At 62.9% G+C, this 14,003-nt stretch carries 10 protein-coding genes; 5 read left to right on the forward strand and 5 right to left on the reverse strand.

Annotated elements, in window-relative coordinates; all coding sequences use genetic code 11:
• Positions 1-7 precede the first annotated feature (7 nt).
• From CDO35_RS18905 to CDO35_RS18920, 4 genes are all read right to left on the reverse strand, one after another.
• Positions 8-1,447: a hypothetical protein gene (locus CDO35_RS18905; protein WP_099526194.1), complete on the reverse strand. Its 1,440-nt coding sequence runs from the start codon at positions 1,445-1,447 to the stop codon at positions 8-10.
• Positions 1,444-3,489: a TonB-dependent receptor family protein gene (locus CDO35_RS18910; RefSeq protein WP_099526195.1), complete on the reverse strand. Its 2,046-nt coding sequence runs from the start codon at positions 3,487-3,489 to the stop codon at positions 1,444-1,446. Before CDO35_RS18910 ends, CDO35_RS18905 begins: the two co-directional genes overlap by 4 nt.
• 119 nt (positions 3,490-3,608) lie before the next feature.
• The gene (locus CDO35_RS18915) at positions 3,609-3,995 is read right to left on the reverse strand and encodes a DUF2946 domain-containing protein (RefSeq protein ID WP_099526196.1); all 387 of its coding nucleotides are present in this window, start codon (positions 3,993-3,995) and stop codon (positions 3,609-3,611) included.
• Between the two features lie 106 nt (positions 3,996-4,101).
• Entirely contained in the window at positions 4,102-5,016 is a 915-nt protein-coding gene (locus tag CDO35_RS18920; RefSeq protein WP_099526197.1) for a LysR family transcriptional regulator, read from the reverse strand.
• A gap of 117 nt (positions 5,017-5,133) precedes the next feature.
• On the opposite strand from CDO35_RS18920, the gene CDO35_RS18925 reads away from it, so the two are divergent.
• Positions 5,134-6,150 (forward strand): zinc-binding alcohol dehydrogenase family protein, encoded by a 1,017-nt coding sequence (locus CDO35_RS18925; protein ID WP_099526198.1) that lies wholly within the window; start codon positions 5,134-5,136, stop codon positions 6,148-6,150.
• 268 nt (positions 6,151-6,418) lie between these two features.
• Positions 6,419-6,601, forward strand: coding sequence for a hypothetical protein (locus CDO35_RS18930; protein ID WP_099526199.1), 183 nt, complete (start codon positions 6,419-6,421; stop codon positions 6,599-6,601).
• 82 nt (positions 6,602-6,683) lie between these two features.
• Here the strand turns inward: CDO35_RS18930 and CDO35_RS18935 are convergent, their stop codons facing one another.
• On the reverse strand, positions 6,684-7,331 hold the full coding sequence (locus CDO35_RS18935) for a TetR family transcriptional regulator (protein ID WP_099526200.1): 648 nt from the start codon (positions 7,329-7,331) through the stop codon (positions 6,684-6,686).
• Positions 7,332-7,510: 179 nt separating this feature from the next.
• Between CDO35_RS18935 and CDO35_RS18940 the strand changes: the two genes are divergently transcribed.
• From CDO35_RS18940 to adeC, 3 genes are read left to right on the forward strand one after another with little or no spacing between them, the layout of a single operon-like run.
• Entirely contained in the window at positions 7,511-8,659 is a 1,149-nt protein-coding gene (locus CDO35_RS18940) for an efflux RND transporter periplasmic adaptor subunit (protein ID WP_099526201.1), read from the forward strand.
• Between the two features lie 14 nt (positions 8,660-8,673).
• Positions 8,674-11,817 carry an efflux RND transporter permease subunit gene (locus CDO35_RS18945; protein ID WP_099526202.1) on the forward strand — a complete coding sequence of 1,048 codons (3,144 nt, stop codon included), beginning with the start codon at positions 8,674-8,676 and terminating at the stop codon, positions 11,815-11,817.
• Positions 11,814-13,247, forward strand: coding sequence for an AdeC/AdeK/OprM family multidrug efflux complex outer membrane factor (gene adeC / locus CDO35_RS18950; RefSeq protein WP_099526203.1), 1,434 nt, complete (start codon positions 11,814-11,816; stop codon positions 13,245-13,247). The genes CDO35_RS18945 and adeC overlap by 4 nt, the downstream gene beginning before the upstream one ends.
• The last annotated feature ends 756 nt before the right edge of the window (positions 13,248-14,003 follow it).

Consider the following 14,003-nt stretch of genomic DNA (forward strand, 5'->3'; position numbering starts at 1 on the left):
AGAGATTTCATCGGTGCTGTCCTCGACGTAGCAGGCTCAGGCCCACCAGCGCCAACAGCACATGCGCTAATGCGACGATGCCCAGCAGCAGGTGCTTGTAGCCATTGCCCAGGCCTGCGAGAAATTCCCACTTGTGCAGGTAGGCAAAGGTCCAGCCTTCCGTGCGGTCAGCATCCTGCACGCGGCTGGCCAGGGCACCGTCCAGCGGGTCGATAAACAGCGCGGTGTTGTGCGCATCGGCATAGCTGGCCTTGAACACAGGCAAGCGCTTGAAGACGAAGCCGTATTCGTGGTCAAAGCTGTGCTGCAGCGTGAGCGTCTGCGCCTCACCCAACCCCAGAGACTTGGCGTAATGATCGAGACGCTGCTGGGCATAACGACGTGGCGTGTCATTGCCCAGTTCACGGCCCTGAACATCCAGGTAATGCAGACTTGGCATGCTGGCGAACTGCTGCCCCTGGGCGCGCCAGATCGGCTTGCCGTCGAGTTCAAGCAGGCTGAGCATGTACAGCTCTTCACCGGCCAGCAGCCAGTCGGCCGCCGGTGCCGTATCCAACTCGGCCACGTTAAAGCTCGGCACAAAGGGCGCTGGCCAGGGCTGCGCGCCTTGCTTGTGCAACAGGTGCCAGGCACCGCTGCTGGCAAAGCTCAACGTCGCTAAAGCGAGCCCCAGCCCCCACCAGCCATGCAGCCGCCGGTTGAAGGTACGGGCACGCCGACGGGCGATAAACAGCGCCACACCAAACAGCGTCGCCGAGACAATCGAGGCCAGCAGTACCAGCATCAGCACCGGGCGCAACGGGCCCGCCGCATCCAGCCAGCGAAAGCTGTGCATCGTCTGGAAGAACGCGCTGAACCAAGCCTTGCGCTGATCCACCAGGGTGCCGAGGCGGTCATGGAACAGGTCGACATACAGGCGTAACTGGTCATCACGCTGGGTGTCGACCCGCGCCACCGGCAGCAGGCGGTTGATAAAGGCGTATTCACTGGTAAAGCGCTCGATGCTGCCGGCATAGGCCAGCGGCTCGTCGCGGCCCAGGTAGTGCCGCGCCAGGCTTTCGGCATGAGCGCCGGCCAGCTCGACTTCCAGACCACTGCGTGCATGCCAGTAACGCGGCTGTAGCTCGCCAGCCAGACGCACCTGGTAATACGGCTCACCGGCCAGCACCAACAGACGCAAGCCCTGCACCTGGGCAACTCCCGCCGCGCCGAGCACCTGCGCGGGACTGCTCAGGTTATCCAGCGGCAACACCTGCTGCGGTGTGGCCATGGTTTGCGGACGCGGCTGCAGGTAGCCCATCAGCGGGTGCAGCATGCCGCTGCCCGCCCAGCTGAAGATGCCCAGGCAGGCCAGCAGCGCCAGGCGCTTGTGCCACGGCATCAACCGCAGCAGGCGCTGGCGCCAGGTCAGGCGCGGCAGCTGTTGTGCTTGCAGGGCCGCCGTCAAAGCCTCCACTCCAGGCCGACATACAGGCTCCGGCCATCGCCCGGCATGAACAGCGCAGCATCCTGGCCATTGGCATTGGCGACGACGCCGGTGGTGGCGATGTAGGTCTTGTCGGAAAGGTTGCGCCCCTCGACAAAGAAGCCCAGCCCCTCACGCGGGCGGTAACCGCCCTTCATGCCCCAAATGGCATAGGACTCGGCATACAACGACTCGGCATGGTCGGCTGCGTAGTGCACCGGCACCCATTCCAGGGTCGGGCCGACATACCAGCCGCCCTGCTGCCAGAGCACCTCCCCCTTGAGGAACTGACTCGGTACGCCGGCAATACGGTTGTTCCCGTAGGCGGGATCGTTGTCGAAGCGGAAATCGTTGAGTAGGTACTGCCCACGCAGGACCAGATTGCCCACCTGCCAGGCGCCGCCAAGTTCGATGCCCTGATGCACGGTGCGATCGGCGTTGGTGGTGACCACCTGAGTCGGGTTGAGCGGATTGACATACCCCAGCAGCTCATCGCGGATCTCGCTGCGGTAGACCGCCAGGTCCAGATCCAGATTACCGCGCGTGATGCGCATACCGGCTTCAAGCGTGGTGGCTTTCTGAGCCACGTTCTCGGTGACGATAGCGCCGCCTGTCAGCTCGCTGAAGGTTGGCGGCTCGTAGCTCTGGCTGAGATTGGTGAAGAACTGCACACCTTCGCCTAGGTCATGGCGCAGGCCTATCCGGCCGATCCGCGCGCTGTAGCTTTTGGTGAAGGAGTCATCGCGAAAGCCGGTGGGGATGCCGACGAAGTTGAAGCTGCTTTTTAGCTTGTCATCGACATCGCGCTCGCTGTGCAGCCAGGTCAGGCCACCAATCAATGCCCAGTCCTCGGCCAGCGGGACTTCCAGCTCGGTGAAAGCGTTGAGACTGCGCGCGGTCTGAACCTGGCGGTCTACCAGATTGCCGCGCTTGCCCGAGACGTTGATGTAGTTCTTCGCCTGGTTGCGTCCCTGCAGTGCCTCGACACCACCGTTCCAGCGCCAGCCATCCGCGTTCTGCCATTTGTGGGTCAGGCGCACGCCGACATCTTCACTATCGACTTCCAGCACCTGAAAGATCGGGTGCCACAGTGATTTCTCGCTGTAGAAGCTCGACAGTTCCAGGCTATGGCCACCGTCCAGTTGCAGGGTGGTGATATTGCCGATGCGGTTGAAGGTGAAGTCGCGCTTGTTATCGCCGGTCACTGTGCTCAGCGCAGCCTGCTCAGGGTTACGCCGTAGCTGCGCTTTGGTCAGGCTGCCGGGGATTTCCGAATCGGTTTCCACGTGGCTGATATAGAAGCGGGTCGCCAAGCGTTCGTTTATGCGTCCGCCGATATTGGCGAAATAGCGCTGGTTTTCCTGGCGCGAGTGGTCGCGGAAACCGTCCTGGGAATAATCGGAAAAACTCAGGTAGGCATCCCAATCACCAAAGTCTTCAGCCACCGCGCCGAAGATGCGCTGGTAGTCGAAGCTACCGGCCTCGGTGCGCAGCTGCACCTTGGGCGCGGTCTTGCCGGTGGGCGTGACGAAGTTGATCGCCCCGCCCAGGTTGGCAGCGCCATAGCGCCAGGCGTTGGCGCCGCGCATGACCTCAATATGGTCCAGAGCAATCGGTTCGATGGATTGAAAGTCACCACTGCCATCCGCCAGGTTCAGTGGCGCGCCGTCCTGCATCAGCAGGATGCCGCGCTGGTGGAAGGTGCGCTGCAGGCCCGAACCGCGGATCGACAGACGTGATTCCTCGGCGCCGGAGCGCGACTGGATATACACCCCGGTGGCCTGACTCAGGGCATCCTGTGGAGAGCTGGCGCGCCCGGTCTTGTAGGTTTCGGCATCGACGATGCTGGCCCCGCCCGGAATGCGCGCGAACTCTGCACGCTTCTCGGCGATGCTCGGCGCAGTGGCGTCGCCCTGCTGGCGGCCAACAATGGTGCTGTCTTCCAGTTCGATTTGTGCAGCAAAGGCGGAGCTTGCCCCACTGACAGCGACGGCCAGCAGGCTGAATACAAATAGTGAACGCATGGACTTCCCCAAATCCGGCTGTCGGGTGCGTGCTATAGATCAGCCATGGACGCACCGACGAGCGCAGTTTTTATCTGACGAACAATTACGTGCGCGGCCTCAGTGCCGCGTGAGTGAGGTCAGACAGATACAGGGGAAGCGCGGGGGTTGGCCGAGGGCCATAAATAACGGACAGTTCGCGGGACGAACTGCAAGACAGGGGTGGGGGCACGACTGGGAGCCAGCAAACCCAGCAGCCCGAAGAACGCCGCCAGGATGATGGCGCTGAACAGGCTGGCCAAGGCGCAGTTGGCGCCAGTGGCCGGGTTCGGTGCGACGATGCCGGAGCCGTTGAGGTCGGCGCCCGCGCCGAAGTTACCGTCGAACGAGCAGTACTGGCCGTCCAGACCGCTGAGTTGCATGCCGGCCATCTGGCCGTGACTGATCGCGCAGACGAACGCACTGAACAGGATGCTGAAGTACAGCACCCAGGCGGTCAGTGAGCGGTCTTTGCGGGCCAGTTTCATGGGGCGCGACTCTAAACAGAGGATGGCAGCGCGACACTGCGGTGCGTTGCCGCAGTAGTTTGATGCAGGAGTCTAGCAGAGGCTCCTGTCTTTATCGCGGTAAGTGCTAACGCCACGGCGCAGCGTCCAACAAACGCTGGCAGCGCAGTTGCACGAATTCGCGCAGCAGGTGCACCGCCTTGCTCAGCTGGGCACGGTGCGCACAAACCAGATACAAAGGCGTCGGCTCGCCCAACCAGTTCGGCAGCAACACCTGCAGGCGCCCTTCGTGCACATCTTCGGCGACATCCAGCCAGGACTTGTACACCACGCCCTGCCCGGCCACGGCCCAGCGCCGAGTGACATCGGCATCGTCGCAAATCCGGTCACCCGCAACGTTCACCATTACCTCACGCTTGCCATCCTGAAAGCGCCAACGATCATGCGCACGGCCATGCAGCATATAAAGCAGACAATTGTGTTGCTGTAGGTCCTCCACGCTCTGCGGTGAGCCGTGCCGGGCGAGATAGGACGGCGAGACACAGAGCACCCGGCGATTGTCCGGTGCCACCGGCAGCGCCACCAGGCTGGAGTCCTCCGGGGCGCCGTAGCGCAGGGCGATGTCTACAGGTTCACGAAACAGATCGGTCACCCGGTCTGCCAGCAGCAGACGCAGCTGCAACTGCGGGTGCTCGCTCTGGAACTCGTCGAGCCAGGGCAACAATGTATTGCGCCCCAGATCCGACGGCGCCGACAACTGCAGTACACCGCAAATCCCCTCCTGGCTGCCGACCAGTTGCTGGCGCCCTTCCTCCAGGCTCTGCAGCGCCAGCCGGGCATGCACCAGATACAACTCGCCCTCGGGCGTCAGACGCAGGCTGCGCGTCGAGCGCGCGAGCAGGCGCACTTGCAGTTGCTGCTCCAGACGCTTGAGGGCGGCGCTGGCCACGGCTGGCGACACATCCAGCATTCGCGCGGCGGCAGAAAGACTGCCAGTCTCGGCAGTACGCACGAAAAGTTGCAGGTCGTCGAAACGCAGCATGGTTGTTCACTTTCAAAATAATGATGAAAGAGACTCTATCCCTAGCCGCTTTTTTCAACCAGAAGAACCGATGAACATGAGCACCATCATCTGCACCAAACGAATCGGAGCTACACCATGAAAGCCGTCGCCTATTACCAATCCCTCCCCGTCGACCATCCCGAAGCCCTGCAGGACGTAAAGCTGGATGCACCGACTCCCGGACCGCACGATCTGCTGGTCGAGGTTCGAGCCATCTCGGTCAACCCGGTCGACACCAAGATCCGCCTTGGCGTTGCGCCGGACAATGGTGCCGCCAAGGTGCTCGGTTGGGATGCAACCGGCGTCGTCAAAGCCGTGGGCAGCGAAGTCAGCCTGTTCCAGCCCGGCGACCGCGTGTTCTATGCCGGCGCCATTGACCGCGCTGGCGCCAACAGCGAACTGCACCTGGTCGACGAACGCATCGTTGGCCATATGCCAAACAGCCTGTCTTTCGCTGAAGCTGCAGCCCTGCCGCTGACCGCCATCACTGCCTGGGAACTGCTATTCGAGCGCCTGCAAGTCGCCGAGGGCTCGGTAGACCAGGGCCAGAGCCTGCTGATCGTCGGCGCTGCTGGGGGCGTCGGTTCTATCCTCACCCAGTTGGCGCGCCGCCTGACTGGCCTGACCGTGATCGGCACGGCCTCGCGCCCGGAAACCCAAGCCTGGGTCCGTGATCTGGGCGCACATCATGTAATCGATCACAGCAAGCCGCTGAGCGAGGAGCTGGCTCGCATTGGCATCGGCCAGGTCACCCATGTCGCCAGCCTGACCCAGACCGACCAGCACTACGCGCAACTGGTCGAATCCCTTGAGCCGCAGGGACGCCTGGCGCTGATCGACGACCCGCTGCAACCGCTGGATGTGATGCAGCTCAAGCGCAAGAGCCTGTCGCTGCACTGGGAGCTGATGTTCACCCGTTCGCTGTACCAGACCGAAGACATGATCGAACAGCATCGCTTGCTGGAGCGGGTATCCGATCTGGTCGACAGCGGTGTACTGAAGACCACCCTCGGTGAGCATTTCGGCACCATCAATGCCGCCAACCTACGTCGCGCTCATGCGCTGCTGGAAAGTGGCAAGGCCAAGGGCAAGATCGTACTCGAAGGGTTCTGAGACGCGATGGTGTGGGCTGAAGCGGATCGCCGCCCGGCCCACCCGACAAACCACGGCACAACCGTAAGGTAGGCGCAGGGTGGGCGTAGGGTGGGCTTCAGCCCACCAGCTCTTGCATCCCGCGTCCGCCATCACGCTGCTTATCACAAAGCGTTCTTAGCGCTGGTCGGCCCTTTGACCCACGTCAGAACAAGGTCATGTGAGCGGACTATCCTGACTATCCCCAAGTAGCGCCGACGACTCGTCACAGCTCAAGGAGGTGGTCAGCATGAAGATTGTCGTCCAACCGCAGAATCAGGGTGGCGAATGCCTGTGGCAGGTGCGCCTGGATCAGCATTGCGTGAGTTTTCGCAGCGAAGAAGAGGCGCACCAGTTCGTTGCCAGGCTGGAAGCGCGGCTGCGCGCGCCGCATAACCTGCCCGACTGGCCCGTGCAGCGTCAGGCGAGCTGAGCCTCAGCCCTGATTGCAATGACGTAGGGTGTGCTGTGCGCACCGAAAAAAACGGGCTAGCCCTCGGTGCGCACGGCACACCCTACCTCGCCAGGCCGCCCGTCATCAGGCGTAACGCCGGGCTGTGCAGCATGTCCAGCACGGTATCGACCAGCGCAGGCGCTTGCTGCGCCAGGTCGAAGTTGGACACCAGCAACCAGTTGGACTCGATACCTTCCATATAGGCATGCAGGCAGACGGCAGCGCGTGCGCAGTCCAGGTCGCTCGGCAGTTGGTTCTTGTTGACCGCATTGCTCAGCGCCTTGGCGATGCGCTGATCGCACTCCAGGCTCAGCGCCTGCATGCGTTCACGCAGTCCAAGCAGCTCACCGGTGTATTCGCACTTGTAGCGCAGGATGTCGTGGGTGCGGTGAGTCTGTGGCTCACAGGCCAGCCGTGTCAGCGCCGTGATGAGCAATTCACGCATGCAGCCCAGCGGGTCGGGCTCGTCTTCACTCTCGCTGGCACGCGCCAGCTCCTCGAGCGGCAGGCGCAGGCGTTCGAGCATCGCCTGAAACAGGTCGATCTTGTTCTCGAAATGCCAATAGATGGCGCCGCGACTGACGCCGGCCTCTTTCGCTACTTCGGCCAGCGACGCACGGGAAACGCCCTGGGCATGGAACACCCGCTCAGCGGCATCGAGTATCTGCACCCGTGTCGCCTGCGCTTCCTCTTTGGTTCTTCTGGCCATTTGTCACCTACTTTTGCCTTGCAGTAATCCTTCGGTAAGGAAGGACGGGCGAGAGTATGCAGGCAGCTTTAGGCATTTACAAACATTCACGTACGTAAGTATATTCCTCCATCGATTTTTTCCCCTGCCTTCGTACCCTTCGCCCCTTGGGCCATGATTCGATAAAACGAGGTTCTCAGATGCACTCGAAGCCAGCCTTCGCTGTCTTGGTTTCCGCCATCGCCGTGGCAATGCTCAGTCTCACCGGCTGCCAGGAATCCAGCGCCCCCCAGACCCAGCAAACGCCGCAAGTCGGAGTGATTACGCTCGAGGCCAAACCCTTCACCCTGACCAGTGAAGTGCCAGGTCGTACCAGCGCCTATCGCATCGCCGAGGTACGCCCTCAGGTCAACGGCATCATTCAGAAGCGCCTGTTCACCGAAGGCAGTGAGGTCAAGGCAGGCCAGCAGCTTTACCAGATCGACCCGGCCACCTACGAAGCAACGTTCAAGAGCGCGCAAGCCACGCAGCTTTCCGCCAAGTCCCTGGCTGATCGCTACAAGCTGCTGGTTGCCGACAAGGCCGTCAGCCAGCAGGCCTATGACGAAGCCCGCGCTGCCGGTCTGCAGGCCGATGCCGCACTGGAGCAGGCGCGCATCGACCTGCGCTACACCAAGGTGATGGCGCCGATCAGCGGTCGCATCGGCCGCTCCGCGGTGACCGAAGGTGCACTGGTCAGCAACGGTCAAGCCAACGCCATGGCCACCATCCAGCAGCTCGACCCGATCTACGTCGACGTCACCCAATCGAGCAAGGAACTGCTGCGCCTGCGCCGTGACCTGGCCGAGGGCCGTCTGCAGAAGGCCAGCGACAGCGCCGCCAAGGTCGCGCTGAAACTGGAAGACGGCAGCCGCTACGCCCATGAAGGCACGCTGGAGTTCTCCGAGGTGGCAGTGGACGAAAGCACCGGCTCGGTGACCCTGCGCGCGGTGTTCCCCAACCCCGATCACCTGCTGCTGCCGGGCATGTTCGTGCATGCCGAGCTGCTCTCCGGGGTCAAGCAGAACGCCATTCTCGCCCCTCAGCAAGGTGTGACCCGCAACCAGCGCGGCGAACCCACGGCGATGGTGGTGGGTGCAGACAACAAGGTTGAACTGCGCGTGCTCAAGGCTGATCGCACCGCCGGCAGTGCCTGGCTGGTAGAGGAAGGCCTGAACGAAGGCGACCGCCTGATCACCGAGGGTCTGCAGTTCGTACAGCCTGGCGCCGAGGTCAAGGCCGTGCCGGCCAGCAACGTCAAGACCGAACAGCCTGCCCAAGACGCCGAACAAGCCAGCGGCCAGGACTAACGGAGAAGTACTGAATGTCCAGATTCTTTATCGACCGGCCGATCTTCGCCTGGGTGATCGCCCTGGTGATCATGCTGGCGGGTGGCCTGTCCATCCTCAAGCTGCCGATCAACCAGTACCCGAGCATCGCGCCGCCTGCCGTTGCCATTCAGGTTTCCTACCCGGGCGCCTCGGCGCAGACGGTGCAGGACACCGTGGTGCAGGTGATCGAGCAGCAGCTCAACGGTATCGACGGCCTGCGCTACGTCAGTTCGTCGAGCAACTCCGACGGCAGCATGGAGATCATCGTTACCTTCGAACAGGGGGTGAACCCGGATATTGCCCAGGTTCAGGTGCAGAACAAGCTGCAACTGGCCACCCCGCTGCTGCCACAGGAAGTCCAGCAACAGGGCATCCGTGTGACCAAGTCGGTGCGTAACTTCCTGATGGTCATCGGCGTGGTGTCGAAAGACGGCAGCATGACCCGTGAGGACCTGTCCGACTACATCGTCTCCAACCTGCAGGACCCGATCTCGCGGACCAAGGGCGTCGGCGACTTCCAGGTGTTCGGCGCGCAGTACGCCATGCGCATCTGGCTCGACCCGGCCAAGCTCAACAGCTTCCAGCTGACCCCGGTTGACGTGCGCAGCGCCATCCAGGCGCAGAACGTGCAGATCTCCTCCGGCCAGTTCGGCGGCCTGCCGGCGGCGCCGGGCAATCAGCTCAACGCCACCATCATTGGCAAGACGCGCCTGCAGACCCCGGAAGAGTTCCGCAAGATTCTGCTCAAGGTTCAGCCCGATGGCTCCCAGGTGCGTCTGGGTGATATCGCCAAGGTCGAGCTGGGCGGCGAGAACTACGCCATCAACGCGCAGTTCAACGGCCTGCCGGCCTCCGGTCTGGCGATTCGTCTGGCCACTGGGGCCAACGCCCTGGACACCGCCAAGGCGGTGCGTGAAACCATCGCCAATCTCGAGCCGTTCTTCCCGGCCGGCATGGAAGTGGTCTTCCCCTACGACACCACACCGGTAATCTCGGCCTCCATCGAAGGGGTGGTGCACACCCTGTTCGAGGCCATCGTGCTGGTGTTCCTGGTGATGTTCCTGTTCCTGCAGAACCTGCGCGCCACCATCATCCCGACCATGGCGGTGCCGGTGGTACTGCTCGGCACCTTCGGCATACTTGCCGCGTTCGGTTTCTCCATCAACACCCTGACCATGTTCGCCATGGTCCTGGCCATCGGCCTGCTGGTGGACGACGCCATCGTCGTGGTGGAGAACGTCGAGCGGGTGATGCGCGAGGATGGCCTGTCGCCCAAGGAGGCGACCAAGAAATCCATGGGCCAGATCCAGGGCGCGCTGGTGGGCATCGGCCTGGTGCTCTCGGCGGTGTTCCTGCCAATGGCCTTCTTCGGCGGTTCCACCGGGGTGATCTACCGGCAGTTCTCCATCACCATCGTCTCGGCCATGGCCTTGTCGGTGCTAGTGGCACTGGTCTTCACTCCGGCGCTGTGCGCTACCCTGCTCAAGCCTATCGACAGTGACCACCACGAGGCCAAACGCGGCTTCTTCGGCTGGTTCAACCGCACCTTCGAGCGCGGCAGCAATGCCTATCAGCGCGGCGTTGCGGGCATGATCAAGCGCAAGGCGCCGTACCTGATTCTGTATCTGGTCATCGTCATCATCATGGCCTGGATGTTCACCCGCATCCCCACCGCGTTCCTGCCTGAGGAAGATCAGGGCGTATTGTTCGCCCAGGTGCAGACGCCGTCCGGCTCCAGTGCCGAGCGTACCCAGGTGGTGGTCGACGAAATGCGCCAGTACCTGCTGGAAGACCAAGCGAGCACAGTCCAATCGGTGTTCACCGTCACCGGCTTCAACTTCGCCGGCCGCGGCCAGAGCTCCGGTATGGCCTTCATCATGCTCAAGCCGTGGGGCGAACGTCCGGGCGAGGAGAATGGCGTAGCCGCGTTGGCGCAACGTGCGCAGATGCACTTCTTCAGCTTCCGCGATGCGATGGTGTTCGCCTTCGCCCCGCCGGCGGTAATGGAGATGGGCAACGCCACCGGCTTCAACTTCTTCCTGCAGGACCAGGCGGGCGTCGGCCACCAGGTGATGAATGAGGCGCGTGACAAGTTCCTCAAACTGGCCAACGAGCACCCAGTGCTCGACAGCGTACGGGCCAACGGCCTGCGCGACGAAGCGCAGTATCAGTTGCTGATCGATGACGAGCGCGCCCGTGCCCTCGGTCTGTCGCTGGCGGACATCAACAGCACCCTGTCGATTGCCTGGGGCGCCAGTTACGTCAACGACTTCATCGACCGTGGTCGAGTGAAGAAGGTCTACCTGCAAGGCGTGTCCGACGCACGCATGAGCCCGGAAGACCTGAACAAGTGGTACGTGCGCAACGACCAGGGCCGCATGGTGCCGTTCAGTGCCTTCGCCAGCGGCGAGTGGACCTACGGTGCGCCGAAGCTGGCGCGCTACAACGGCGTGTCGGCGGTGGAAATCCTCGGTGCACCGGCGCCCGGCTACAGCACCGGTGATGCCATGGCCGCGGTCGAGGAAATCGCCTCGCAGTTGCCACAGGGCGTCGGCTACTCCTGGACCGGTCTGTCCTACGAGGAGCGCCTGGCAGGCTCGCAGACCACTGCACTGTTCGTGATCTCCGCCATCGTAGTGTTCCTGTGCCTGGCAGCACTCTACGAGAGCTGGTCGATCCCGTTCTCGGTGATGCTGGTGGTGCCGCTGGGGATCATCGGTGCCTTGCTGTTCACCGAACTGCGCGGGCTGTCCAACGACGTTTTCTTCAAGGTCGGCTTGCTCACCACCATCGGTCTGTCGGCGCGTAACGCGATCCTTATCGTCGAGTTCGCCAAAGCGCAGTACGAGCAGGGCATGACCTTCGCTGAAGCCGCCATCGAAGCTTGCCGCATGCGTCTGCGCCCGATCATCATGACCTCGCTGGCGTTCATCCTCGGCTGTCTGCCGCTGGCCATCGCCAGTGGTGCCGGCGCGGGCAGCAAGCACGCCATCGGCACCGGGGTGATCGGCGGCATGCTCAGCGCGATGATCCTGGCGATCTTCTGGATTCCGCTGTTCTACGTAGTGGTCTGCTCGATTTTCGAGAAGAAGCGCCCCGAGCCGGCCAGTGAAAAAGAGAAGGAGGTACTGCAATGAGGCAGTCCCTGTTGTCCCTGGCCGTAGCCGCCGCTCTGCTCAGCGGCTGCAGCCTGATTCCCGACTATGAACGCCCTGACGCTCCGGTGGCCGCAGACTGGCCGCAAGGCGAAGCCTATGGCAGCGCCGCCAGCGAAGGCAGCCGTGCAGCGGCTGACCTGCAATGGCGCGAGTTCTTCCGCGACCCGGCGCTGCAGCAACTGGTGCAGGTGGCACTGGAGAACAACCGCGACCTGCGTGTCGCTGCGCTGAACGTCGAAGCCTATCGCGCGCTGTACCGCATCCAGCGCGCCGACCTGCTGCCTTCGGTCTCCGCCGATGGTGCCGGCACTCGCCAGCGCCTGCCGGCCGACCTGAGCCAGACCGGTGAAGCCCGCACCAGCGGCCAGTACAGCGCTACCCTGGGCGTCAACGCCTGGGAGCTGGATTTCTTCGGCCGTATCCGCAGCCTCAGCGAGCAGGCCCTGCAGCAATACCTGGCCACAGAACAGGCCGCGCGCAGCACGCAGATCAGCCTGGTCGCCAGCGTCGCCAACGCCTACCTGCAATGGCAGGCGGATCAGGCGCTGCTGCAACTGACTCAGGACACCCTGAAGACCTTCGAGGAAAGCTACCAGCTGACTCAGCGCAGTTTCGACGTCGGTGTCGCCGATGCCCTGGCCCTGAGCCAGGCACGCAGCTCGGTGGACAGTGCCCGCGTCAGCCTGGCGCAGTACCAGCGCCTGGTCGCCCAGGATCGCAACGCCCTGACTCAACTGCTCGGCACCGGCCTGCCGGCCGACCTGCCGCAAGGTCTGGCATTGAACGCCGAACTGCTGGAGCAGGTACCAGCCGGTCTGCCCGCCGACCTGCTGCAGCGTCGCCCTGACCTGCTGCAGGCCGAGTACCAGCTCAAGGCCGCCAACGCCAATATCGGCGCAGCGCGAGCAGCGTTCTTCCCCAGCATCAGCCTGACCGCCAATGCCGGCACCGCCAGCAGCCAGCTGTCCGGTCTGTTCGACAGCGGCTCGGGGACCTGGCTGTTCCAGCCGCAGATCAGCCTGCCGATCTTCAACGCCGGCCGTCTGCGCGCCAACCTCGACTACGCCGAGCTGCAGAGCGACATCCAGGTCGCGCAGTACGAGAAAGCCATCCAGGTGGCCTTCCAGGAAGTCGCTGACCGCCTGGCTGCGCGCACCACCTACCGCCAGCAACTGGACGCCCAGCGCGCCCTGCTGGAAACCACCGAGACTTACTACGACCTGGCCGAACGGCGCTACCGCACCGGCGTGGACAGCTACCTGACCCTGCTCGACGCCCAGCGTCAGCTGTTCAGCGTGCGCCAGCAACTGATCGCCGACCGTCTGGCCCAGCTCAGCAGTGAAGTGGAGCTGTACAAGGCCTTGGGTGGTGGCTGGAGCAATACGGGGAACAACGCCCCACAAGGTTGACCGCGCGTAACCCGCTTCAAGGACGACCTTATCCAACGCGCCGCCCCCGCAGTCTTTGCGGGGGCGTTTTTTTAGTTTCTACGCACAGATTGGGGAAAGTGCGGGTTGACACCGGACTGGCAACTACGTGTTAGCTGTCGATGACTTGGCACTATCCGTTAGCGTGTCGTCTGATCTGATGGGTTTCGCCCCTTACGGGCGACTCACTTTCTTTGCTTGTGCAAAGAAAGTAAGCAAAGAAACACACCCCTACATACGGCCCCGGCTGCGCCGGGGTTCCCTCGTTCCATCACCGCTCCAGGGGCACGCTGCGAAGGGCCATCCCTGGCCCATCGCAGCTCTCGCGACATCCATGTCGCTCAACCCCTTACTCGGCGATTCCACTCGGCCTCCTGAAGGGGACTTGGGCGTCGTCTGTGAGATCGCACTTCAAGAGCAAATGCCAAACGCTACCGACTTTGATCTTCCGGAGATTTCGCAAGCTCGCGGTCCGGTCCCCTTCAGGAGGCCGAACAGAGGTGTTGCGTAGGGGAGCGAGCCGCATGGATGCGGCGAGAGGCTTAAAGGGCCAGGGATGGCCCTTTAAGCCGGCCCCCGGAGCAGCGCCGGAGCGAGGGAAGTTTCGCGTAGCGAAACCCGAATGTTGGGGTGCCCTTCTTTGGCACACCTTTCTTGGGCAAGCAAGAAAGGTGTGGCGCCCGTAAGGGGCGCAATCAAAACGCTCAGTGGACTCGGTAACGGATATTGCCAAGTCAG

Source organism: Pseudomonas sediminis, from assembly GCF_002741105.1.
Lineage (GTDB): Bacteria > Pseudomonadota > Gammaproteobacteria > Pseudomonadales > Pseudomonadaceae > Aquipseudomonas > Aquipseudomonas sediminis.

Coding starts and splice junctions, on each gene's coding strand:
- CDO35_RS18925 (WP_099526198.1), top strand. CDS start 5,134: ATGAAAGCCGTCGCCTATTACCAATCCCTCCCCGTCGACCATCCCGAA.
- CDO35_RS18910 (WP_099526195.1), bottom strand. CDS start 3,489: ATGCGTTCACTATTTGTATTCAGCCTGCTGGCCGTCGCTGTCAGTGGG.
- CDO35_RS18940 (WP_099526201.1), top strand. CDS start 7,511: ATGCACTCGAAGCCAGCCTTCGCTGTCTTGGTTTCCGCCATCGCCGTG.
- CDO35_RS18920 (WP_099526197.1), bottom strand. CDS start 5,016: ATGCTGCGTTTCGACGACCTGCAACTTTTCGTGCGTACTGCCGAGACT.
- CDO35_RS18930 (WP_099526199.1), top strand. CDS start 6,419: ATGAAGATTGTCGTCCAACCGCAGAATCAGGGTGGCGAATGCCTGTGG.
- CDO35_RS18945 (WP_099526202.1), top strand. CDS start 8,674: ATGTCCAGATTCTTTATCGACCGGCCGATCTTCGCCTGGGTGATCGCC.
- adeC (WP_099526203.1), top strand. CDS start 11,814: ATGAGGCAGTCCCTGTTGTCCCTGGCCGTAGCCGCCGCTCTGCTCAGC.
- CDO35_RS18935 (WP_099526200.1), bottom strand. CDS start 7,331: ATGGCCAGAAGAACCAAAGAGGAAGCGCAGGCGACACGGGTGCAGATA.
- CDO35_RS18915 (WP_099526196.1), bottom strand. CDS start 3,995: ATGAAACTGGCCCGCAAAGACCGCTCACTGACCGCCTGGGTGCTGTAC.